At 43.9% G+C, this 24,986-nt stretch carries 13 protein-coding genes; 7 read left to right on the forward strand and 6 right to left on the reverse strand.

Going from position 1 to position 24,986, the window contains the following annotated elements; translation table 11 throughout:
- Window positions 1-38: 38 nt before the first annotated feature.
- Both GD630_RS05765 and GD630_RS05770 read left to right on the forward strand, forming a co-directional pair.
- A complete protein-coding gene (locus GD630_RS05765; protein WP_143865949.1) occupies window positions 39-2,003 on the forward strand; it encodes a 6-O-methylesterase in 1,965 nt (654 codons plus the stop codon).
- A 204-nt stretch (window positions 2,004-2,207) separates the two neighbouring features.
- Entirely contained in the window at window positions 2,208-3,011 is an 804-nt protein-coding gene (locus tag GD630_RS05770) for a patatin-like phospholipase family protein (RefSeq protein WP_143865950.1), read from the forward strand.
- A gap of 43 nt (window positions 3,012-3,054) precedes the next feature.
- Here the strand turns inward: GD630_RS05770 and GD630_RS05775 are convergent, their stop codons facing one another.
- The 6 genes from GD630_RS05775 to GD630_RS05800 form a co-directional block, all read right to left on the reverse strand.
- Entirely contained in the window at window positions 3,055-3,942 is an 888-nt protein-coding gene (locus GD630_RS05775) for an SDR family NAD(P)-dependent oxidoreductase (RefSeq protein WP_143865952.1), read from the reverse strand.
- Window positions 3,943-4,120: 178 nt separating this feature from the next.
- Window positions 4,121-7,987 carry a family 78 glycoside hydrolase catalytic domain gene (locus GD630_RS05780; RefSeq protein ID WP_143866117.1) on the reverse strand — a complete coding sequence of 1,289 codons (3,867 nt, stop codon included), beginning with the start codon at window positions 7,985-7,987 and terminating at the stop codon, window positions 4,121-4,123.
- The gene (locus tag GD630_RS05785; protein ID WP_143865954.1) at window positions 7,987-9,459 is read right to left on the reverse strand and encodes a glycoside hydrolase family 140 protein; all 1,473 of its coding nucleotides are present in this window, start codon (window positions 9,457-9,459) and stop codon (window positions 7,987-7,989) included. Before GD630_RS05785 ends, GD630_RS05780 begins: the two co-directional genes overlap by 1 nt.
- Window positions 9,460-9,594: 135 nt before the next feature.
- Window positions 9,595-10,797 carry a glycoside hydrolase family 88/105 protein gene (locus tag GD630_RS05790; protein ID WP_143865956.1) on the reverse strand — a complete coding sequence of 401 codons (1,203 nt, stop codon included), beginning with the start codon at window positions 10,795-10,797 and terminating at the stop codon, window positions 9,595-9,597.
- A 12-nt stretch (window positions 10,798-10,809) separates the two neighbouring features.
- A complete protein-coding gene (locus GD630_RS05795) occupies window positions 10,810-13,278 on the reverse strand; it encodes a glycoside hydrolase family 95 protein (RefSeq protein WP_182505760.1) in 2,469 nt (822 codons plus the stop codon).
- A gap of 82 nt (window positions 13,279-13,360) precedes the next feature.
- Window positions 13,361-14,428 carry a linear amide C-N hydrolase gene (locus GD630_RS05800; RefSeq protein WP_238482991.1) on the reverse strand — a complete coding sequence of 356 codons (1,068 nt, stop codon included), beginning with the start codon at window positions 14,426-14,428 and terminating at the stop codon, window positions 13,361-13,363.
- Between the two features lie 154 nt (window positions 14,429-14,582).
- On the opposite strand from GD630_RS05800, the gene GD630_RS05805 reads away from it, so the two are divergent.
- The 5 genes from GD630_RS05805 to GD630_RS05825 all read left to right on the forward strand — a co-directional run bounded on the left by GD630_RS05805 (window position 14,583) and on the right by GD630_RS05825 (window position 24,818).
- Window positions 14,583-15,110 carry a methylated-DNA--[protein]-cysteine S-methyltransferase gene (locus GD630_RS05805; RefSeq protein WP_007752926.1) on the forward strand — a complete coding sequence of 176 codons (528 nt, stop codon included), beginning with the start codon at window positions 14,583-14,585 and terminating at the stop codon, window positions 15,108-15,110.
- Between the two features lie 215 nt (window positions 15,111-15,325).
- Window positions 15,326-17,428 (forward strand): aceric acid hydrolase, encoded by a 2,103-nt coding sequence (locus GD630_RS05810; RefSeq protein WP_143865962.1) that lies wholly within the window; start codon window positions 15,326-15,328, stop codon window positions 17,426-17,428.
- Window positions 17,429-17,455: 27 nt separating this feature from the next.
- Entirely contained in the window at window positions 17,456-19,345 is a 1,890-nt protein-coding gene (locus GD630_RS05815) for a right-handed parallel beta-helix repeat-containing protein (protein ID WP_143865964.1), read from the forward strand.
- Window positions 19,346-19,507: 162 nt separating this feature from the next.
- The gene (locus tag GD630_RS05820; protein ID WP_182505716.1) at window positions 19,508-21,712 is read left to right on the forward strand and encodes an alpha-L-rhamnosidase-related protein; all 2,205 of its coding nucleotides are present in this window, start codon (window positions 19,508-19,510) and stop codon (window positions 21,710-21,712) included.
- Between the two features lie 406 nt (window positions 21,713-22,118).
- A complete protein-coding gene (locus GD630_RS05825; protein WP_182505717.1) occupies window positions 22,119-24,818 on the forward strand; it encodes an alpha-d-galacturonidase in 2,700 nt (899 codons plus the stop codon).
- The last annotated feature ends 168 nt before the right edge of the window (window positions 24,819-24,986 follow it).

Below are 24,986 nucleotides of genomic sequence, written 5' to 3' on the forward strand. Positions count from 1 at the left end.
TCTGTGGTGAAAAAATAACTTGTATAAATTAAAGATAAATGAAACGAATCCTTTTTACCATGCTTCTTACCGCATCTCTTTCGGCTGAAGCGCAGACACAAACATACGAGACGGAATTTGCCCGTCCCTTGAATGAAGTACTGACGGATATTCAAAACCGTTTCGGAGTCCGCCTGAAATATGATATTGATACAGTAGGAAAAGTGCTGCCTTATGCCGACTTTCGTATTCGTCCTTATTCTGTAGAAGAATCCCTGACGAATGTATTGGCACCTTTCGATTATAAATTTGTCAAACAGAAAGGAAATATGTATAAGCTAAAAGCGTATGAATATCCACGTCGTACGGATGCAGACGGAGAAAAAATGCTGGCTTATCTGAATACTCTTTATGCAGATCGACAGGCTTTTGAACTTCGCGTTAATTCTTTGAAAAAAGAAGTGCGTCAACGTTTGGGTATCGACACTTTACTAGCTCAATGTGTTAAATCCAAACCTATTCTTTCGAAGATACGTAAGTTTGATGGCTATACAGTGCAGAATTTTGCACTTGAAACACTTCCCGGCTTATATGTTTGCGGTTCTATCTACACACCTCAATCAAAAGGAAAACATGCGTTGATTATTTGTCCTAACGGACATTTTGGTGGCGGACGTTATCGTGAGGACCAGCAACAACGTATGGGCACTTTAGCACGTATGGGAGCTATTTGTGTGGATTATGATTTGTTCGGATGGGGAGAGTCGGCTTTACAAGTTGGCAGTGCGGCACATCGTAGTAGTGCAGCGCACACTATTCAGGCAATGAATGGCTTGTTGATTCTTGAGTCTATGCTTGCTTCCCGTAAGGATATTGATACCAGTCGTATCGGTACAAATGGTGGTTCAGGAGGGGGCACTCATACTGTTTTGTTGAGTGTATTAGATGATCGTTTTACCGCTTCTGCTCCTGTGGTGAGCCTTGCTTCTCACTTTGACGGTGGCTGTCCGTGTGAAAGCGGAATGCCCATTCAACTTTCTGCAGGAGGAACCTGTAATGCGGAACTAGCTGCTACTTTTGCCCCTCGTCCACAACTCGTTGTATCTGATGGTGGCGACTGGACGGCTAGTGTTCCTGCTCTTGAATTTCCTTATTTGCAACGAATCTATGGATTCTACAATGCGAAAGACAAAGTAACGAATGTACATCTTCCCAAGGAGAAACATGACTTTGGTCCGAACAAACGGAATGCTGTTTATGATTTCTTCGTAGACGTGTTCAAGTTGGACAAAAAGATGCTGGACGAAAGCAAAGTTACCATTGAACCGGAATCTGTGATGTATAGTTTTGGAGAAAAAGGAGCTTTGCTTCCCGAAGGTGCAATCCGGTCATTTGACAAGGTAGCCGCCTATTTTGACAAAAAGGCTTTTGCTGATTTAAAATCAGATGCTTCTCTTGAAAAGAAAGCTATGGACTGGGTAGCTTCTTTAAAGTTGGATGATGAGAAAAAGGCTGGTTTTGCGGCAACAGCTATTTATAACCATCTTCGTAAAGTTCGCGACTGGCACAATGAGCATCCCTATACAACAATTCCCGAGGGTATCAATCCTCTTACAGGCAAGCCGCTTTCCAAGCTCGACCGTGAAATGATTGCAGATTCTGCTATGCCGAAAGAAGTACATGAAAGGCTAATGAAAGAGTTACGCAGAGTATTGACTGAAGAACAGATAGAACAAATCCTCGATAAATATACGGTAGGTAAAGTCGCTTTTACCTTGAAAGGTTATCAGGCCATTGTGCCCAATATGACAGAGGAGGAAACTGCTTACGTCCTGGAACAGTTGAAGCTGGCTCGCGAACAGGCTATTGACTATAAGAATATGAAGCAGATCTCTGCCATCTTCGAAATTTATAAAACCAAATGCGAACAGTATTTCAATGAGCACGGCCGTAACTGGCGTCAGATGTTCAAGGATTATGTGAATAAGCGAAACGCAGAAAAGAAGGCCCAAGGAAAGAAATAAAATGATGATAAACCTTTAATCTTCCTATTTGTCGGAGTATAAATCCGGGATAACTAAGAAGAACATAATAGAGCTATGCTTTGCGACTGACAAAGCATAGCTTTATCACTTCTAAAGCTATGCTTTACGTCTCAAAAAGCACGCCATTACTTTTTCTTCACGATTACTAAACATCTTTTTCAAAGAAAATGTGTTATTTTGTGGATGGCTAATAGAAATATACATGACATGGATAAGCAAAAAGTAGCATTGGTCCTTTCTATGGGAGGAGCACGTGGAATAGCGCATATAGGAGTAATTGAAGAATTGCTCCGTCACAATTTTGAGATCACCTCTATTGCAGGAAGCTCGATGGGAGCTATGGTGGGGGCGATGTATGCTTCAGGAAAGATGGAAGAATGTAAGGAGTGGCTATATAGCTGGGATAAACGTAAGATGTGGGAATTGGCGGATATTACTTTAAGCCGGGATGGATTGGTGAAAGGTGACCGTTTTATCAAAGAACTGAAACAGATTATTCCGGACATGAATATTGAAGACTTGCCTGTCCCTTATGTAGCTATGGCTACGGATATTGTCCGCGATCAGGAAGTGAGGTTTGACAGGGGAAGTTTACATGAAGCTATCCGTGCATCTATTTCTATCCCCATGCTTTTCCGTCCGTTGAGAAAAGACGGTATGGTTTTGATTGACGGAGGCATTCTGAATCCTCTTCCATTGGCTCATGTAAAACGCATTGAAGGAGATATCCTGATAGCTGTCGATGTGAATGCACCCCTCGATTCCGGAAAGAAAAAGAAAATATCTCCTTATAATCTATTGACAGAATCTTCAAGAATGATGATGCAACAAATCACTCGTTACCAGATAGAGCGTTGTCAGCCGGATATCTTAATCCAGATGTCCGGCGATACCTATGATATGCTGGAGTTTCATCATGCAGCTTCGATAGTGAAGACAGGAGTGGAAGTCACCCGAAGCGTGTTGAAAGAGTCTCATGGCGATTAATGATATAATAAAGACATATCATTGTATCTGATAAATTCTCAAATTACTCCAGATAAATCATCTTTTTCGTCATTCCTCCGTCAATCGTGATATTTTCTCCATTGATGAAATTATTGTTTTCTTCACAGAGAAACAAACACATACGGGCAATATCTTCCGGTTTGCCTACCCGTCGCGAAGGATGTTGTGAATGATCTTCCGGCCGGAGTTGGTCATAATCATGAGTTTGTATCCATCCCGGAGCAATAGAGTTGACGGTGATATTCCATTCAGATAATGATAAAGCCAGTGCATGAGTTAAAGAATAGATACCGCCTTTCGAAGCTGCGTAACCTTCACTTCCCGGTTCACTCATCAGGTAACGTGTGGAGCAGATATTGATAATCCGACCGTATGGGTTAGGAGAGGACTGTTCTTTACGATGTATGGCAAGCAGGCGGGAGGTGATAAATACAGGGCGTAGGTTGATAGAAAGAATTTTGTCGAAATCCTCTACACTCGTTTCGGTGATAGAAGAAAATTGACTGATACCGATGTTGTTGACAATAATATCAATATCATTCCATTCGGAAAGAATACCTTGTATACAACTTTCAAGTGCATCCTTATCGCTGACATCGACTTTATGGAATATAGATCCGGTTGCTTTTGCAGTCTCTTGTCCCACTATTGCATTTATATCACAAAAAGCGACTTGATCGCCGGACAGGCAAAAAGCTTCTACTATTGCCTTGCCTATACCTTCCGCTCCTCCTGTTACAAATATTCTTCTTTTGGAGGGGGATGATTTTGAGGTCATTGGAGTACACGAAGCCGATTCAGCCGGATGAACGGTTGTAGATTTCTTCTTACCATATTTCTGTGCTTGTTTCCAAGCAGCCTTTCTGGCTTCATATAGCTCTTGCTGTTTTTCTATATAGTTGTCTGCCATCGTTCTTTTTATTTATTGCAAATGTAAAACATAAAACGGATAAATGCAAAGAATCGACTGCTCGATTGAATAAGAACAACCGCTCGTATGCGGAGAAAGGACCGTAGGATTATGACAAATCGACCGCTCATTCCTATCCGAACGAGCGGTCGATTTATGTAAAATGATTATTCGATTTTTAGAACTTCAGCGGATCTATCTCGGCATATTTTATCCGTTGACGACGCCAAGTGTAAATGGCATGCAGCTTTCCATCTTTACCTTCAATAATGCTAGGATAAGAATATTGACTGATCGGGCTATCCTCCAATGTGAGAACAGGCTTCCAGTTGATTCCATCCTCCGATATAGCTACACAAAGCGGTGTGCGAGGACCTTTCGGAGTTCCGGGCAATGTAGAGAAATTGTTATAAATAAGCACATGCCTGCCATTTTTCATTGTCACGGCGTCTGTGCCGGAATTATTATTCGGAACATCCAGCAGCGTTACTTTGCTCCACGTATCACCATTGTCACTGCTCCAGGCTGTTGCAATCTGTGCATTGCGCGTACGGCAGAGTATCTGCAATTTTCCGTCCTTATGCTTTAAAATACTAGGTTGTATCGCATAAATAGGTTTAGCGCCTTCCCCTTTGATGGCTTCCCCGCCTTCCTGATCATCCGTATTTATTCCTCCTTTTTTACGGTTCTGAGTCGGTACGGACAGTTCTGCTTCCAAAGGTCCTACCATTTTCCAGTTTTTTCCTTTATCATCAGAAATCTCGAAATGAACACACCAGCCCTTACTACCTTCCGTACTGGAAGGACAGATGATACGGCCGTTGATATATTCCGGCTTATTCTTGATAGGACCTAGAAAACCTTTGGGAAGAGGTTCACGCTTGCTCCAGGTCTTTCCTCCGTCACGCGAACGAACCAACCATCCTGTCCAGTCACTCACTTTCAGACCTATTTTGTAGAAGAGAATCAAATCTCCGCCCGGAACTTGAAACAGTACCGGATTCCAACACGCTTTCCGGCGTGCGATGAGTTTCCCTTTTGCATCTTTTACCGGTGTACAGGTGGAGTCGATTCCCGCTAATACAGCTTGCGGATCTTTGAGTGAAAACACACCGTCGGCAGCAAGTTTGGGAGCACTCCACTCTTTGGCGCCTTTCGGCTTACGGCATACCCAGATACAACAATCGGGATTGCGTTCTTTCGTTCCTCCAAAGAAAGAGGCGACAAGATCTCCGTTCTTCATCTCTACAATAGTAGCTCCGTGACATTCGGGGAAAGCGGCCTTTTCGTACAGAAATTCATCACTTAAAATGGCTGTGTTCTTAGTCGGTATATCTACACTAAAATGATGTTTCCCCGAACCGATCTTCTCTTTTCGACCATCCGGCAAATGTACTTCGCCTGTTGTATTGGCAGGCAACTCAATATCCCATTCCAGATGTATGGGCGTTTTCTTCCATCGGCTGGCTATTTTTCCATAGATACTCATATAAGATGCATCTACATTGCTTAACTCTTGAATCTCAAAAGCCGGCTGGAAAATAATATGTTTATAACCGGACTTCCAACGGTCTGCCCGGATACCTGCCAGATTATTGAAACACCAAGGCAATAAATCTCCTAAAAGCATGACATGGTTGCCACTGTTCATTTCTGGATTTGCCGTATCACCGTTCCATAATTCCCAAATGGTGGTAGCACCTTTTCCAACCATATACCCCCACGAAGGATACGTTTTGTTGGTAGCCAGCAAGTAAGCCACATCGGCATAACCACGACGGCTTAATTCACGCAACAGCCATTGCACACCAATGACTCCGGTGCTGATATGTCCCTTATTGGTGGTAATAATGGAAGTTACGGCATTTTTGGCAACCTCATGGATGTAATTCTTTGGCACTAACCCGAAAGCAAGTGGCAGAATATTGGCAGTGACCGTATTATTACCATAGTAGATACTGTCCGGATATAATGTATGTCCCGGCACATGGGACGTTCCCTCTTTTATATGCAAGAAGCGGGCATTGAATGCGTCTTTCATACGATGTTCCAGGTCTTCCCATTCTTCTGCATCGGCTTTCAGTCCTTGCAAACTGGCAAAACGATGCATCAGTTGTAACACTTTCAAGTAATAGGCAGTGGCGATCAGCGCACCGTCAGTCTTGCGGGAAGGATCCTTACTGTGAATCAGCTCTAATGATTCGGGAGGAACACACCAGTCACCATATTTATCTTTGGTTATGATATATTCCTTTGTCATATAGTATTCACGGATATGAGCCACCCATTTTTTGATAGCCGGATAATTCTCCTCTATCGGACGTTTATCTCCGAAATTGGTAAAAAGCATATCACAAGCCATAGGCAACGCCGCAGGCCAGGTCACATTGTCCGAGTAATAGTTCCAATAGGCCGGAGCGACATCGGGAATACAACCGTCTTCACGTTGTGCTTCGCGGATATCACGTGTCCATTTGGTATACATTGCATAATTATCGAAAAGCATACTCTCTCCCCAACATCCCATGGTGCGGTCGCCCAACCAAGGCTGACGTTCATTCCGTTGCGGACAGTCTACCGGCATACCTTTATAATTACTCCGGATTCCCCAAAACGCATTACGGACAATCTTATTCAATGTCTCGTCAGAGCAACTGAAAGACCCTGTATGCGTCATCTCGTCTTCCACGACTTCAGCTACGAAGTCTCCAAGTTGCGCATCCGGATAATTGCTGACCTCCACATAACGGAAGCCATGATACACGAAACGAGGTGCCCACGTAGCGTCCTTCACTTCGCGTCCGCTTACGATATACGTATCTGTGGAACGGGCGTCACGTAGATTCCGGATAAAGAGTTCCCCATTGGCCTGCAAGGTTTCTGCGAAACGGAGACGAATACTGTCACCGGCTTCTCCTTTAATGCGGAACCGCACCCAGCCAGCCATATTCTGACCAAAATCAAGGATGTACTTATCACCAAGTTTTTGGATGGAAACAGGTTTTAATGTATCCATTACTTTCATACCCGGCATTATTGGGGCACGCAATGTTCCTGAAGGAATACTGACTCTTTGTGCCGCTATCCAGCTTTTGTCGTCATAACCGCTTTGTGTCCAGTTGCCCAATTCCTTGCGGGCATCATATTCTTCACCGTCATATTCGTTATTGCTACGGATAGCACCTTCGGTTGTCAGTTTCCATGAAGTGTTTGTAGCAATCGTTTCTTTACTGCCATCCGTATATTCCACAATCAAATTCAGGCGGAGTTTGGGATAGCCGAATGTCGGTATCTTGTACGGTTTGTAATTCTGGCGCATCGTATAGAAACGTCCGTTGCCCAATGTCACACCAATAGCATTCTCTTTTTGAAGTTGCGGCGTCACATCGTAAGTGTTGTACAGAATTGTTTTCCGATAGTCGGTAGGAGCGGGGGCCAACACTTGATCGCCGATACGCTGTCCGTTGATAAATAATTCATAAAGTCCCATTCCGGCAATGTGTACCGTTGCACGTTTCACCTCTTTGCTTAAAGCAAATTCTTTGCGGAGATAACGGGCTGCTAAGCGGCTCCATTGGGTTTCGCTGTCACCGGGAGCGGCACGGTCTAATCCAATCCACTGGCCTTGCCAGTCCGCTTCATTCAGCAATCCCATACTCCAAAAGGCCGGAGTACTCCAGTCCGCTTCCCCTCTATTGGTATAGACCTTCACTTTCCAATAATAGCGGGCATTACGCTTTAGCGGTTTACCTTGATAAGCAATCCATTGGGAGGCGTCGGACTCTATTTTTCCTGAATCCCAAATATCTCCTTTTCCTTGCGCCAGCAAGTCGGCGGAAGAAGCAACAAGAATGTGATACGCTGTTTGCATCACATTCTGTTCATCCGATTCGATGCGCCAACCCAATCGGGGCTGGCGCACGTCGATACCTAGCGGATTCTTTAATTGCTCCGTTCGCAGTTCGGTTATGCCTATGGCTGCATAGACTGAACCTGCTAAAAACAGAAACGCAAAGAATGCTACTATAAATATTCTCTTGTTCATCATTTATCGCTGATATATTTCAGTTGGGCATCGGGAAGTTCCGTCCATGTCTTATCGAGGTAGTTTTTATTGCTGTCCACCACAATCAGAATATGATCGTTTCCACTGCAATAACCGCTGTCGTGCTGGAAGGTATGCACACCGTCATTAAATTCACCGATATATTCCAGCTTACCGTCCTTTGTCGTATACCACCAGGCATTCTTCTTTGCCCCGCTAATCTTGCTGAAATCAACTTCCATCGGACGTCCGGTATAATTATACACCATCAGATAATCATTACCGCGTGTAGCGATGGCACGGTCGTAACGTTCTCCGTTCTTACCTGCGATGACAGACTGATCCGGTATACGTTCGAAGAACGGGAAAGTCAGCATCAGGTTTTTCAAATATTTCATTTGATTATAACCAGGATCATTCAATGCTTCATACCAAGGCTTCTTGGCTCCGTATGCACCACCCACACCCGGTTTGATAAACTGCATAATGGAATTATGTCCATACGTATGCCCGAAGGAACCGGCGAATACAGACCAATAAGCATAGCGGCGTACATCGTAATCTTTCCATAACAACTCGTTTTCGTCATGCAGGCCGTGAGGAATTTCTTCATAGATAGGTTCTCCATCGATAACCGGTTTCATGGGTTTCATAGCCATACTGCACTCAACGAAACGCCAGTTGTCTTCTTCCGTATTCTCTTCGATGGGATAGTCGCCATCGCCAAAACGTTGTCCGTAACGACGGTGTCCGCTTTGAAACATATTGAAGTCCAGCCAGGAAGCGTTGTTGAACCAAGTTGCTGAGGTTGTTCTGCCACGCGGATGGAAGGTCATCAGGTGATTCTTGTCGATTGCTTTGATAGAAGTTGCCAATGCCTCCCATTCGGCTGTTTTCACATCACCGCGAATATCTCCACCGATAAACCAAATGATATTCGGTTCGTCCTTATAACGTTCCGCCAGGAACTTTCCGTATGCTTTCGCCTGTTCGACAGTCATTTCTCCACGATTCACGGGACTCCCCCAGATACAAACCATACCGATATACAGTCCTTTTTTTGCAGCCGTACGAATGATATAATCCATGTGATCCCAATAACCATATACACCTTTCCGGTCGATGTTTTTGAAGTTATATCCGTCTATCATGGAATATTGTCCGTAGATATTCATGGATGGCACATTATTCAAGGTCTGAACTTGAATTACATTGTATCCGCGACGTTTGCACTGTTCCAGATAATATTCGGCTTCGTCACGATTCAGACGCTCTGGAAGCAACCATCCTGTTTCCCCCAACCAGAAGAAAGGAGTACCGTTTTCGTGTTTCAGATAACGTCCCTCTTCGGAAACTACTAGTTTACCGTTACTCCAGGGAATATACGTCTTTTGTGTTTTCTTTTGTGCCGCTACCGGGATAGCCAAAGTCAGCAGCAGTAATAAGAGAGGAAGAATCTTGAATTTTCTCATTGTATTTTATCGTTTTTAGTTTATAATTCACCACAGATTACACGGATTAACACAGATTTTTTATCTGACAGAATGTTAGAAATGTCACATAATTATTTTAGAATCTGTGTTAATCCGTGTAATCTGTGGTGAAGATTATTTCTCAATCATTTTTTCAAATTCGATTGCAGCCAGGATAAATGCTCCTACTGACTTCGGATCATTCTCGATAATCGGTTCGCTGATATAATACTCAAATGAACCGTCACGGTATCTTTTAGAGTCTCCGCCCAGTCCGGCTACGGCACAACAATTGGTGATGGTATAACTTCCGTCTTCCTCCAGACGGGTGAAATTTCCGGTCATGCCGTTGAAAGCTTTTCTTACCGGTTCAATATATTCATTTCCGATATATCCTTTATTAATGGCTTTGGCGAGCGTATAAACAAACAAGGCGGTTGCCGAAGACTCCAGGTAATTACCTTTACGTGCACCTTGATCAGTCACTTGATACCATGTGCCGGATTGAGGGTCCTGATATTTTACAATCGCTTCGGCCAGCCCTTGAAGAATCTGTATGACGCTGTCCCGTCCTGCTGTTTCTTGTGGCAGATAATCCAGAACATCCACTATCGCAGCACCATACCATCCGATACTGCGGCTCCAGAAATTCGGAGAACACCCGGTTTCGGGATTTGCCCATTTCTGTTCGCGGCTTTCATCCCATCCGTGATAGTAAAGACCGGTAGCCGGATCATACGTTTTACGGGCAATCAAAAGTATTTGCTTCACCGCTTCGTCAAACAAAGCCGGTTCCTGGAAAGTCGCACCATATTGTACCAAATAGGGAGAAGCCATAAAGATACCGTCCAACCACATCTGATGGGTATATTTCAATTTGTGCCAGAAGCCTCCTTCGCTGGTACGCGGCTGTTCGACCATCTGCTTACGAAGAGTATCCATAGCCGTTTTGTAACGTTCATCTCCCGTCTTTACGTAGAGGTCGAACAAAATCTTACCGCCATTTACATTGTCGATATTGAAAGAAAGATATTTCATGGTCTTTATACGTCCGTCAGTGTCAATCAGACTATCCGCATAAATCTTGGCATACTCGTAATATGTACTGTCACCCGTATGTTTCCACTCTTCAAGCATTGATTTTACCACAAGACCATGCGTATATCCCCATCGTGGTTTTTTAGCTTTTTCAATCATCCAGGGCTCTGGGAAACGTTTCATCTCGGAACGTGCCATGCGTTCACTCCACTTTTCGGTTTCTGCTTTTTGGGTGGTCGTACAAGCAATAAAGCAGACAATTCCGCAGGCAATAATCGCCTTAAATAAATTTTGATTCATATAGTTGAGTTTTTATTTTCCGATCAGGATATATTCTTTTCCCGCTTTTGTGGGCAGGTCATACAAATAGGTTTCCGTCAGCTCTATTTTATTCAATTTTGCTTTCCCGTTAATCAATGGCTTGGTAATAGCGGGGACGGCAAAGAGAGGATTAGGGTTCTTGCCTTTGGCAGCTTTCAGTCCTTTACCTTTTAGCGGGTTGAGTGAGCGGAGACGACAGTTTCCTCCTTTGTGGGATTTTACTATCAGATGATTTACTTTTCCGTCTTTCCAACTCAAGTCAAGCTCAAAACCGCCACGTGCGATAATACCTTTCACCGAACCTTCCTTCCACAAAGTAGGGAGGGCGGGAAGTAAATAGATGAATCCGTCATAACTCTGCATCAGCATTTCTACGATTCCTGCCGTACAACCGAAGTTCCCGTCAATCTGAAAGGGTGGATGCGCATCGAACAAATTAGGATAAGTACCGCCTTTTTTCTTTTCGTTGCGTACAAGAGTCAACTGATCTGTTATCAGCTTATAAGCATGGTCACCATCAAGCAGACGCGCCCAAAGACAAACTTTCCATCCCATACTCCAGCCGGTAGACGGATCCCCGCGATGGATGAGCGAGGTGCGTGCCGCATCAAACAATTCCGGTGTGCGGTATGGAGAAATCTGATTGCTGGGGAACAATCCGTAAAGATGGGAGACATGACGATGTACATCGTTCGGATCATCCCAATCGAACATCCATTCTTGCAATTGTCCCCAATGACCTATTTGCATAGGAGGCATTTCTTTCAAGCGTTGCTTTAGATGAGTTGCGAAATCTTTGTCGGTATCCAGAATTTCGGAAGCTGAGATAATAGCCGTCCAAAGATCGAAAATCAACTGATTATCCATCGTACATCCGGTGGCTGTCGTTGCCTTTCCATTACTGCCCGAATGTACATTCTCCGGTGAATTGCTAGGACAAACCACCAACCAATTGTGTATCGGTTCCTTTACCATGGTTTCATCGAAGAAACGGCCGGACTCTTTCAGTATAGGATAGATGGAACGCAAAAAAACGGTATCTCCGGTATATAGGTAACGTTCCCATAAATGACGGCAGAGCCACGCTCCACCACTAGACCACATACCCGAAGGGGCTTTGTCAATTGCTCCTGTGACGCGCCAGATATCTGTGTTGTGATGGAGTACCCAGCCATTCGCTCCATACATGATTTTAGCCGTTTCCTTGCCTGTCTCGCTGACCTCTTTTATCAGCCGGAAAAGAGGCTCGTTCAGCTCGCTAAGATTGGTAACTTCAGACGGCCAATAGTTCATCTCCAAGTTGATGTTGCAAGTGTATTTGCTGTCCCAAGAAGGAAATAATTTGTCATTCCAGATACCTTGCAAGTTAGCGGGTTGTCCTCCGGGTTGTGAAGAACAAATCAATAGGTAACGCCCGAACTGGAAGTAAGTAGCTACCAAATGAGCATCATTTGTATCTTTGAAGTTTTCTACACGTTTATCGGTTGTGATGTTTTCATATCGGTTTTTACCTAAGTTCAAAGATACTCTGGTCAAGTATCGGCGATAGAAATCGGTATGATTTTTCTTGGCTTCCGGAAATGGATGTTTCATTGCTTTGGAAAGATAGTCTTTAGCCCGTTCTATCTGATTTCCTGTGATATCCAGATAATTATTGAAATTGGTGGCTATTGACACGTAAATGATAGCTTCATCAGCTCCTTCTACCGAAAGAATTCCATCCGCACATGCTATTTTCCCACCTCTATTCCGTGCAGTCAACCGTCCTTGAAATTCCACTTTCCCTTTGAGACCTTCATGCCAGGAAGAGACACCGGAAAGCGTGACGCAATTTCCTTCCTCAGAGGAAATCATTACATCTTGATGAGGAGAAGTCAGTTGGGCATTAAAGGTTATTTGCCCCGGACGGCTGGCTGTCAGTCTGACCATTACCACTTGATCGGTAAATGAGGTAATCGTTTCGCGTTGGTATTGTACTCCGTCTACCTCATATCGCACGATGGCGCGGGCGGAATCCAGACTTAGCTCCCGATAGTAGTCCGAATAACGGGTATGTCCGGGAAAAGCGATTCGCAGGTCCCCGAAACTTTGATAAGGCATTCCCGAGTTTGTCTTAGCCATCACCTTCTCGGTAGCGAGAGTTTGCGCTTCGAGATATTTTCCTGCAAAGACCAGTTCACGCACTTTGGGAATATACTCAAGTGCGTCCGGGTTGGCGTTGTTGTTAGGGCGTCCCGCCCAGATAGTTTCTTCGTTTAGTTGTATTTGTTCTGTACCCGGTGTTCCATATACCATAGCTCCCAAACGGCCATTGCCCAAAGGCAGTGCTTCCGTCCATACCTGTGCGGGACGGTTATACCATAACTTATATTCTTGCGTAGAAGTATTCGTTTCCTGTGCATGAATAGAAGTTACAGACAGCATGACGAGCGCATATCCGATCAATCTCTTTTTATTCATTATCATCTAACGTCTTTTATACTTTTATAAAAGGACGGTTGAACGGACATTTTGTACCCAATAAGTCGCTAAAAGAATATAATTACTCGGACATTATTTTTATCTTTTCAATCGGCTGCTGCTTGACGGTATCCATTGGAACAGCCCGATAATGCACTTTGGAAAAATCAATAGAGCGCAAATCAATGCTGCGTATCGTACTGTTGTACATCGTTCGGAAATAGATAATCCGGTTATTCATATCCGTTGCTGATGTCCATTGCGTGGCACTTGGAATATCAGAAGGAACTTGTCCTAACGGAAATTCTATACCTTCGGGTATATCGAAGTTATTCAATATCTGAAAACATTGAAGAACCGTTTTCAGAGTTGTATCCTGTTGAGGAGCCGTTGCCTGATAGAAAGCCGCACGGACAAAGCGGGATGGGGGAGTCACGTCACCTGGAATACCAAGAAAACCACTTCCTGCGCCAAAAGAACTCAACTCAATGTTGCCAAGCCGTTGTGCGGGAGCTGTACCGGGAAACAAATTGACATAATTGTTCAGATTCGTAAGATGCCATTCGAAACCGGGAGAGTTGGTGAGCACACCCAGTTTGTTCTCATAAAAATGTAGCTCGCCATTAGTGATTTCAAGAACGAGCTGGCGTCCCGAAATATCTGCAAATCTCCAATGAACAGTCGAAGCGCGTGGATCAATATTGATAATATGCACCTTCCGGGCTGCCTCTTTTACTTCATCCACTGTAGCACATTTTCCTAATATCCAAGAGACAAACTGTAGATCAGAGATGCTTTTCGCTTTTTTAGCAGAATCATACTTTTCGTATTGGCCATAATTCGGAAAATAGAATAATCCTGCCGAAAGTCCGGCTTCGTTCAGCCCTTCGGCAACAAACTCTTTTTGTTCGACAGCCAGCCCCACATATCCATAACGTGCCGTAAAAGACATACCGTCAATCCCGTCAGGTGTGTAAGACCGTTCGGTATAGCCTCGCGGAACAATAACATATTGACTATTCAGATTACTTCCTCCCCATTCGATAGTGCGTGCGACAATTGTTGTGTCCTTTTGACTTTTTAAGGTGATACCGGTACAGGCTTTTATTGGAGACTGATAAAAGAATGCGCCGGCAACCAGCAATGCCATAGTTGCAGATAACTTTATTTTCATAATGATCGTTTTTTATATAAACAAATTACTTTGAAAATAAGTTTGAAAGGAGACTGTCATATTCTCTGTATTTTCTTGTCATTTGAAATATACTTTCCTATATTTGAAGAAAAAAGAAGAAAAGAACAATATGGAAACTATAAAGATTACACGATATCAATCGCCCGTGGGCGAGATGCTTGTCGGTTCTTACGGCGATAAGCTGTGTATTTGCGATTGGGCGGTGGAGAAACGACGAGGTACGATAGACCGTCGCATACAGCGACATCTGAATGCGAAGTACGAAGAGGGGACTTCCGACATCATCGAACGGGCAATCGGTGAACTCGAAGAATATTTTGCCGGACACCGTAAGATATTCGACATTCCCGTTGTCTTTACCGGCTCGGAATTTCAATGCACCGTATGGGAAGAACTGATGAAAATACCCTATGGAACGACCATATCTTATGGCGAGCTTGCCCGCCGCATCCATAACCCGAAGGCTGTGCGTGCAGTCGCATCGGCCAATGCCACCAATCCTATCTCTATCTTTGTTCCCTGCCATCGGGTAATCGGCAGCAATCATAAACTTACGGGGTACGGAGGTGGTCTCGATGCGAAAAAAGGATTATTGGAGTTGGAATGTTCTAAAACGATGGGGCTCGGTTTATGGTAGATTTAATATACAAAATCACGAAAAGTGCCATTCACGCGAAACGATGAGTGGCACTTTTAGTGATTTTTCAGTGAAATAAATGGCTATATGCCTGTATTTGGACTTGCTGGGCGTACCGAAATAGGGGCTTCATTTTTTTGTTTTATTGAGTACAAAATATGGATAATTGCGTCTTTTTATAAAGATATTGTGTAAATTTTAAATTATCCATATTAATGAAACAGATAAAACTGTTACTTCTTTTAGCTTCCGCCTCCGTTACGGGAGCACTTGCGCAGAGCAATGGATTGACGGATATGAGTCAGAGCCGTTTTGCGAAAATGGCGAATACCGGAATCGGTGCCGTACATTGGACGGATGGATTCTGGGGAGATCGCTTTCAGGTATTTAGCCGGACTTCCCTGCAAAGTATGTGGAACACTTGGAACGCGCCGGAGATCTCTCACGGTTTCCGTAATTTTGAGATTGCTGCCGGGGTATGCAAAGGAGAGCATTGGGGACCTCCATTTCATGACGGAGATATGTATAAATGGATGGAAGGTGTGGCTTCTGTCTATGCAGTTAATAAAGATCCGGAGTTGGATAAGTTAATGGATAACTTTATTACTTGTGTTGTAAAAGCCCAACGTGCAGACGGTTATATACATACTCCTGTTATTATCGAAGAACTGAATAAAGGGATTGATTCCCATACAACAGCATTGGGTGATCAGCATAAACAGACGGTCATTGGAACGAAAGTAGGTGATGAGAATGAAAAAGGAGCTTTTGCCAATCGGCTGAACTTTGAGACTTATAATTTGGGACACTTGATGATGGCGGGTATTGTGCATCGTCGTGCTACCGGAAAGACTACTCTTTTCGATGCTGCTGTGAAAGCGACGGATTTCCTCTGTCATTTTTATGAAACGGCTTCTGCCGAACTGGCTCGCAATGCTATTTGTCCCTCTCATTATATGGGGGTAGTCGAAATGTACCGGGCTACCGGAAATCCCCGTTATCTGGAACTTTCAAAGAATCTGATTGATATCCGTGGCATGGTGGAGAACGGTACGGACGATAATCAGGACCGTATTCCTTTCCGCGATCAATATCGTGCGATGGGGCATGCCGTACGCGCCAACTATCTGTATGCCGGAGTAGCGGATGTATATGCAGAAACCGGTGAGCAGCAATTAATGAAGAACCTGACTAGTATCTGGAATGATATCGTGACCCGGAAAATGTATGTGACCGGTGCTTGCGGTGCTCTTTATGATGGTACATCACCCGATGGAACGTGTTATGAGCCGGATAGTATTCAGAAAGTGCATCAGAGTTATGGACGTCCTTATCAGCTGCCGAATAGCACTGCTCACAATGAAACGTGTGCCAATATCGGTAATATGCTGTTTAACTGGCGGATGCTGGAGGTGACAGGGGATGCGAAATATGCTGATCTTGTGGAGACTTGTCTTTATAACAGTGTATTGAGCGGTATTAGTCTGGATGGAAAGAAGTATTTCTACACGAATCCGCTTCGTATCAGTGCTGATCTTCCTTACACGCTTCGCTGGCCGAAGGAACGGACGGAATATATCAGTTGTTTCTGCTGTCCTCCGAACACATTGCGTACACTGTGCCAGGCACAAAACTATGCATATACATTGAGTCCGGAAGGGATTTATTGCAATTTGTATGGGGCAAATACATTGACAACGACTTGGAAAGAGAAGGGAGAAGTAGCTCTGACGCAGGAAACGGATTATCCTTGGGATGGAAATATACGTGTAACGTTGGATAAAGTTTCTCGTAAGGCGGGTACTTTCTCGCTCTTCTTACGTATTCCTGAATGGTGCGAAAAGGCTACGCTTACGGTGAATGGACAGCCGTTGCAAGTCAATGCGAAGGCAAATTCGTATGCGGAAGTAAATCGTGCATGGAAGAAGGGGGATGTAGTGGAGTTAGTGATGGATATGCCTGTGCGTTTGCTCGAAGCTCATCCGTTGGCAGAGGAGATTCGTAATCAGGTGGTAGTGAAGCGCGGACCGTTGGTTTATTGTCTGGAAAATATGGATATAGCTAATGGAGAGAAGATTGATAATGTATTGATTCCTGCTGATATAAAATTGACTCCGAAGAAGATCACGATTGAGGGTAGTCCGATTGTAACGCTCGAAGGCAAAGCGCGTCTGGCATCTGCAACTTCTTGGGAAGGGGTACTTTATCGTCCGGTGGTTCAGGCAGAGAAGACGGTGGATATTCGTTTGATTCCTTATTATGCCTGGGGAAATAGAGGAAAAGGAGAGATGACCGTATGGATGCCTCTTGCCAGATAATCATGATACAGAAATGAAGAAATGAGGATGAGAAAGTTATTTTTAACGGCTATATGTATTTTGTGCAGTCATTGGTTATGGTCCGGTGAGATATGGGTTTCTCCCAAAGGTAATGACTTTAATGATGGAACCCGCCAGTCTCCCAAAGCAACGCTGACTGCTGCTTTACGGCAAGCGCGTGAGTGGCGGAGGACGGGAGATGACCGTGTACAGGGAGGAATCACTGTTTATATGGAAGGGGGAACGTACGCTTTGTATGAGCCGGTTTTTATTCGTCCGGAAGATAGTGGGACAAAGGAATCGCCGACGGTGATCCGTTCAGCGGTCAATGAAAAGACTGTGACCCGTTCGGCAGCCGATGAAAAGGTGGTGTTGAGTGGAGAAGTCCGTATCAAGAATTGGAAGAAACAAGGAAAGCTCTGGGTGGCAGATGTGCCGGCATTTAATGGGCGTCCATTGGATTTCCGTCAGTTGTGGGTGAATGGAGAAAAGGCTGTCCGTGCCCGTGATGTAGAGGATTTCGAAAAGATGAACCGTATTTGCAGCGTGGATGAAAAGAATGAAGTTCTTTATGTTCCTGCGGTTGCGGTACGCAGACTTATTGATAATAAGGGAAAAATGAAGGCTGAATATGCCGAGATGGTACTCCATCAGATGTGGTGTGTGGCTAATCTTCGGATTCGGTCTATTGAGGTGCAGGGAGATAGTGCGGCGGTACGTTTTCACCAGCCGGAAAGCCGGATTCAGTTTGAACATCCTTGGCCGCGTCCAATGGTGACGACGGACGGACATAATTCCGCTTTCTATCTGACGAATGCCCGTGAGCTATTGGATGTACCGGGCGAATGGTATCACGATATGGATGCCCGTAGAGTGTATTATTATCCACGGGAAGGAGAGAAGATGCAGGAGGCGGAAGTGATGGTACCTGCCATTGAGACGTTAGTACAGGTAGAAGGTACTTTGGATCGTCCTGTGTGTCATATTCGTTTTGAGAAAATTACTTTTTCTTATACTACGTGGATGCGTCCGTCGGAGAAAGGACATGTGCCTCTTCAGGCAGGTATGTATCTGACGGATGGGTACCGGATTGATCCGAAGATGCAACGGGATTATCTGAATCATCCGTTGGATAATCAAGGATGGTTGGGTCGTCCTGCGGCTGCTGTCCGGATAGCTGCTGCCAGGCAGATTGATTTTGAGCGTTGCCGATTTGAACATCTGGGTTCTACCGGACTGGATTATGAAGAAGCGGTGCAGGGTGGTATTGTTCGTGGTTGTCTCTTTCGCGATATTGCAGGAAATGGTTTGCTGGCCGGTAGTTTTTCTCCGGCTGCTCACGAAACGCATTTGCCTTATGATCCTGCTGACCGCCGGGAAGTATGCACACACCAACAAATCAATAATTGCTATTTCACGGAAGTAGGTAATGAGGACTGGGGATGCCTCGCCATTGCTGCGGGGTATGTGAGTGATATTAATATCGAGCATAATGAAATTAGTGAAGTTCCTTATAGTGGCATCAGTCTTGGTTGGGGATGGACACAAACTGTGAATTGTATGCGTAATAACAGAGTTCATGCAAATCTGATTCATCATTATGCGAAACACATGTATGATGTAGCGGGTATTTACACACTCGGCTCACAGCCCAAAAGCTATGTAACGGAGAATTGTGTGCATAGTATCTATAAACCGGGGTATGTGCACGATCCTAATCATTGGTTCTACCTTTATACAGATGAGGGTTCTTCTTTTATTACTGTTCGTGATAATTGGACGGAAGGGGAGAAGTATTTGCAAAATGCCAATGGTCCCGGAAATGTGTGGGAGAATAATGGTCCGAAAGTGGATGATGCTATTCGTGAACGTGCAGGATTGGAAGCTGAATACAAGGATTTGCTGAACATTCGATAGTAGTTGGTAACTCATTTAACTGCAATATGCGGTTCGTTCCACAGATATGGAACTAAAGGAAAACAGATGTAGAACTAAAGGGAAACAGATGTGGAACTAAACATTAACAGTTGTAGAACGAATTGTTTCTTATAACGCAGTCGGTTAATAATAGAAAGAATAATGAAAAAGAAATATATGATATTACTCAGTGCCTTGTCTTTGGCAAGCAGCACATTTGCCCAGACCTGGATTTGGTATCCGGGAGATTATGAAATCTGGCTGGGAAATCAAATGAACAACCGTCGTACGGAACGGGGTGCATTTTTCCCTCCTTTCTGGAAAACGGACAGTCATTATGTAGTTGTTGAATTCAGCAAGCAACTGAATCTTTCCGAGCCGGAAGAGATTTTTATTGCTGCGGAAGGAAAGTATAATGTCAAGCTGGATGGAAAGCTTCAATTCGGTATGCCGGAGACGATGACTCTTCCTGCCGGTAAGCATAACCTGAACATCAAAGTCTGGAATCAGGCTACTCCTCCCACTATTTATGTGAAAGGGAAGACGGTGAATTCTGATTCCTCCTGGCGAGTGACTTACGAAGATAAAGAATGGATTGATGAGAGCGGAAAAGCCAGTGATACATCTGCTACGATCTATATGGATGCCGGATGTTGGAACTTTGACGGGGCTACCCAACTTCCTTCCCAATTCAGTCTGATGCGTGAACCGCAGCAACCTGTTGCGAAGACAGAACAGGCTGAAGGAGGTATTCTTTATGATTTTGGAAAAGAGACATTCGGATTCATCACATTGAAGAATCTTTCCGGAAAAGGAAAAATAGAGATTTATTATGGTGAAAGTCCGGAAGAAGCAAAGGATAAAGCATATTGTGAAACTTTGGACAAACTGTTGTTAGAACCGGGACAAGTGACTGACCTCGCCATCCGTAGCACTTCTCTCTTAAATAGTTCTGATAACGAATATACGTTGGAGAACAGTAAAGCTTTTCGATATGTCTACGTTACCCACGAACCGGGTGTACAAATAGGAGAAGTATCCATGCAATATGAATATCTTCCTGAAGAGTATCGTGGAAGTTTCCGTTGCAATGATGAAGAATTGAACCGTATCTGGGAAGTGGGGGCCTATACCATGCATCTCACTACCCGCGAGTTCTTTATTGACGGTATCAAACGCGACCGCTGGGTATGGAGTGGGGATGCTATCCAAAGTTATCTGATGAATTATTATCTTTTCTTCGATAGTGAATCCGTGAAACGTACAATCTGGCTGCTTCGTGGCAAAGATCCTGTGACCAGCCATAGCAATACGATTATGGACTATACTTTCTATTGGTTCCTTAGCGTATATGATTATTATATGTATAGTGGCGACCGCCACTTTGTCAACCAACTGTATCCACGTATGCAAACGATGATGGATTATGTATTGGGACGTACAAATAAAAATGGCATGGTGGAAGGCATGACCGGTGATTGGGTATTTGTGGACTGGGCGGACGGCTATCTGGATAAAAAAGGAGAACTTTCTTTTGAGCAGGTTTTATTTTGCAGAAGTCTAGAAACAATGGCTTTGTGTGCTGATTTAGTTGGGGATGAGATTGGGAAGCAGAAGTATGAGAAGCTGGCCGCTACTCTGAAAGCAAAGTTAGAACCTACTTTCTGGAACAATCAGAAACAGGCATTTGTGCATAATCGTGTGAATGGTCGGCAAAGCGATGCTGTAACGCGTTATGCTAATATGTTTTCTGTATTCTTCCAGTATCTGAACGCAGATAAGCAGCAAGCCATCAAGAAGTCCGTTCTTCTGAATGACAGCATTCTAAAAATCACAACGCCTTATATGCGTTTTTATGAATTGGAAGCTCTTTGTGCTTTGGGTGAACAGGAGGCTGTCATGAAGGAAATGAAAGCTTACTGGGGCGGTATGTTGAAAGAGGGTGCTACCTCTTTCTGGGAAAAATACAACCCTGAAGAAACTGGAACGCAACATCTTGCCATGTACGGCCGTCCTTATGGCAAGAGTCTGTGTCATGCCTGGGGAGCAAGTCCTATCTATCTGCTCGGCAAATATTATTTGGGTGTGAAACCTGTGAAAGAAGGATATAAGGAGTTTGCTATTGCTCCTGTATTGGGAGGACTGAAATGGATGGAGGGTACTGTACCCACTCCGAATGGCGATATCCATGTTTATATGAATGGCAAAACGATGAAAGTGAAAGCTACAGAAGGGGAAGGGTATTTGACGATCAATAGTCGTCGTCCACCCAAAGCAAATATCGGAACACCGGAGAAAGTATCGGAAGGAGTGTGGCGTCTCTGGATTGATTCACCCGAAGAAAGAATTGTTACCTATCATTTATAATTCATTGTTAATTAGTGGAGTACTACTATTCATTTCGCAGGCTATAACCCTCGCAAACTGTCGGACAAGTGTTCGGTAAATATATACCGGCTTGCATACATACACTTATCAGAATAACAGTCTCTATTCCATCACTGAAACAAGTGAACCGAGAAGAAATATAATAAGAGCCACCTATTATAAAGATAAGACTGAAAAAAACTATTTCTTTGATACCATTCCTGATAAAAAGGATTTACGATCCATACCAAAATCAAAAAACAAGCAATTCATTAAATACCATACGTACAATACCATAAATAATACTTTAATTGAAAAAACAGACAAATGAGTACAAACGGGGGATTATTTCGTCTTCTTCTTAGTTAAGAAGTGAATTATATAATCTATAATATATATCAGAAGAATGAAAAATACCAGATTATTCATGTTTGCGGCATGCACACTTTTTTTAGCAGCGTGTGGCAGGCAAACCGTGAAGATTATGACTCCGCCAGATGCGTCAAATCGTGTTTTGTTTGGTGCGGAGCAGTTACAGGCTACCTTGGATAAAGCCGGTTATCAGGTAATGATGCAGCAGGGAGACACTACATTCTCCGATCCCGAAATCAAAACAATCTTGCTGACGGAAGTGAATGACACGACACTCAAGAAAGAAGGTTTTCACATTTCGACAACCGGCAATCTGACCAGAGTGTCCGGCAGAGATGGGAGTGGCGTCATTTACGGATGTCGCGAACTGATAGACCGTGTGAATGATTCGGATGGTCGGTTGAATTTCCCGGAAGAATTAAAAGACGGTCCTGAAATGGTATTGCGTGGGGCTTGTGTAGGATTACAGAAGATGACCTACCTGCCGGGACATGGTGTATATGAATATCCGTATACTCCGGAAAGTTTCCCCTGGTTTTATGATAAAGAACAGTGGATTAAATATTTGGATATGCTGGTTGCCAATCGCATGAATTCATTGTATCTCTGGAATGGGCATCCGTTTGCTTCTTTGGTGAAACTGGAAGATTATCCGTTTGCACTGGAAGTAGATGAAGAAACATTCAAAAAGAATGAAGAAATGTTCTCTTTTCTCACAGAAGAAGCGGACAAGCGCGGTATCTTTGTGATACAGATGTTTTATAATATTATTCTTTCCAAACCTTTTGCTGAACATTACGGGCTGAAAACACAGGATCGTAATCGTCCTATTACTCCTTTGATTGCCGATTATACACGCAAGAGTATTGCCGCTTTCATAGAAAAATATCCCAATGTAGGACTACTTGTTTGCCTGGGTGAAGCGATGTGTACGGTAGAGGATGATGTGGAATGGTTTACAAAAACAATTATTCCCGGAGTGAAAGACGGATTACAGGCATTGGGACGTATGGATGAACCGCCTCTTTTGTTGCGTGCACACGACACGGACTGCAAACTGGTGATGGATGCTGCATTGCCGCTTTATAAGAATCTTTATACGATGCATAAATATAATGGCGAATCGTTGACAACTTACGAACCTCGTGGCCCTTGGTCGAAAATACATACGGATTTGAGTTCATTGGGTTCCATCCATATCAGTAACGTACATATCTTGGCCAATCTGGAACCGTTCCGTTGGGGCTCTCCGGATTTCGTACAGAAAGCGGTAACTGCCATACACAATGTACATGGTGCCAATGCGCTGCATCTTTATCCGCAGGCTTCTTATTGGGATTGGCCCTATACGGCTGATAAATTGCCGAACAACGAACGTGAGTTCCAATTGGATCGTGACTGGATTTGGTATCAGACGTGGGGACGTTATGCATGGAATTGCCACCGGGATCGTACAGATGAGATGGGCTACTGGAACCATCAGTTAGGTAAATTCTACGGAACATCTGACGAAAATGCAAGCAATATCCGCATAGCTTATGAAGAAAGTGGTGAGATTGCTCCGAAGCTATTGCGTCGTTTCGGTATCACAGAGGGAAATCGCCAGACATTATTGCTGGGTATGTTTATGAGCCAACTTGTCAATCCATATAAATATACCATCTATCCGGGATTCTATGAAAGTTGCGGACCGGAAGGGGAGAAGCTGATAGAATATGTGGAGAAAGAATGGAAAAAGCAACCTCATGTAGGTGAAATGCCTTTGGATATTGTTGCTCAAGTAATAGAGCACGGGGATAAGGCAGTAGCGGCTATTGATAAGGCGGCCGCCTCCGTATCTTCAAATAAGGACGAATTTGCCCGTTTGCAAAATGATATGCATTGTTATCGTGAATTTGCGTATGCGTTCAACCTGAAAGTGAAAGCCGCCAAGCTGGTATTGGATTATCAATGGGGCAAAGACATCAAAAACCTTGAAGAAGCTATTCCTTTGATGGAACAAAGCCTGGAGCATTATCGTAAATTGGTGGAATTGACGGACGAACATTACTTGTATGCCAACAGTATGCAGACAGCTCAACGTCGTATTCCTATCGGTGGAGATGATGGAAAGAATAAGACTTGGAAAGAATTGCTGGTACACTACGAAAAAGAATTGGAGAACTTCAAAGCTAATCTCGCCCTGTTGAAAGAAAAACAGAATGGAAATGCGGTGGCTGAAACTGTAGAGATTGCTGCCTGGGCTCCTGCAAACGTAAAACTGATCTCTAATTATCCGGCAGTGAAAGTGGAGGAGGGTACTTCTTTATTTGTCGATCTTCCGGGTAAGATAGAAGCAGTAGCTCCTGAATTGAAAGGAATGAAAGCGCTTCGTTTCAATGGAAACGAGCAGAGAGAGAAAGGCACGAGTATCACTTTCGAAACAGATGCTCCGGTGAAATTATTAGTAGCCTATTTCAAAGATGACCAGAAAAAGTATGCAAAGGCTCCGAAACTGGAAATCGATGCATCAGCCAATGATTACGGTCAGGCGGAACCTGTGTTGACGAATGCTGTCCGTATCAACGGAATGCCTTTGGCAAATGTACATGCATATAGTTTTCCGGCCGGAAAGCATACGCTGATGTTACCCAAAGGTTATCTGCAAGTGCTAGGATTTACTGCTGCAGAGATGAAGGTGCGTAATGCCGGACTTGCCGGGGATGAAGAAACAATGGATTGGTTATTTTACTAATATTTCACCACAGAGGACACGGAGGACACAGAGTTCTTCTCTCTCTCTCTTTCCGTAAGTAAAACAGAGCGATAAATACGATTATAAATACGTAAGACTCTTTGTTACTTTATAGTGAATAAAAATAGTAAACCTCTGTGTCCTCCGTGTCCTCTGTAGTGAAAAATA

It is taken from the genome of Bacteroides zhangwenhongii (assembly GCF_009193325.2).
Taxonomy (GTDB): Bacteria; Bacteroidota; Bacteroidia; order Bacteroidales; family Bacteroidaceae; genus Bacteroides; species Bacteroides zhangwenhongii.

Coding starts and splice junctions, on each gene's coding strand:
- GD630_RS05765 (WP_143865949.1), top strand. CDS start 39: ATGAAACGAATCCTTTTTACCATGCTTCTTACCGCATCTCTTTCGGCT.
- GD630_RS05770 (WP_143865950.1), top strand. CDS start 2,208: ATGGCTAATAGAAATATACATGACATGGATAAGCAAAAAGTAGCATTG.
- GD630_RS05775 (WP_143865952.1), bottom strand. CDS start 3,942: ATGGCAGACAACTATATAGAAAAACAGCAAGAGCTATATGAAGCCAGA.
- GD630_RS05780 (WP_143866117.1), bottom strand. CDS start 7,987: ATGAACAAGAGAATATTTATAGTAGCATTCTTTGCGTTTCTGTTTTTA.
- GD630_RS05785 (WP_143865954.1), bottom strand. CDS start 9,459: ATGAGAAAATTCAAGATTCTTCCTCTCTTATTACTGCTGCTGACTTTG.
- GD630_RS05790 (WP_143865956.1), bottom strand. CDS start 10,797: ATGAATCAAAATTTATTTAAGGCGATTATTGCCTGCGGAATTGTCTGC.
- GD630_RS05795 (WP_182505760.1), bottom strand. CDS start 13,278: ATGAATAAAAAGAGATTGATCGGATATGCGCTCGTCATGCTGTCTGTA.
- GD630_RS05800 (WP_238482991.1), bottom strand. CDS start 14,428: ATGGCATTGCTGGTTGCCGGCGCATTCTTTTATCAGTCTCCAATAAAA.
- GD630_RS05805 (WP_007752926.1), top strand. CDS start 14,583: ATGGAAACTATAAAGATTACACGATATCAATCGCCCGTGGGCGAGATG.
- GD630_RS05810 (WP_143865962.1), top strand. CDS start 15,326: ATGAAACAGATAAAACTGTTACTTCTTTTAGCTTCCGCCTCCGTTACG.
- GD630_RS05815 (WP_143865964.1), top strand. CDS start 17,456: ATGAGAAAGTTATTTTTAACGGCTATATGTATTTTGTGCAGTCATTGG.
- GD630_RS05820 (WP_182505716.1), top strand. CDS start 19,508: ATGAAAAAGAAATATATGATATTACTCAGTGCCTTGTCTTTGGCAAGC.
- GD630_RS05825 (WP_182505717.1), top strand. CDS start 22,119: ATGAAAAATACCAGATTATTCATGTTTGCGGCATGCACACTTTTTTTA.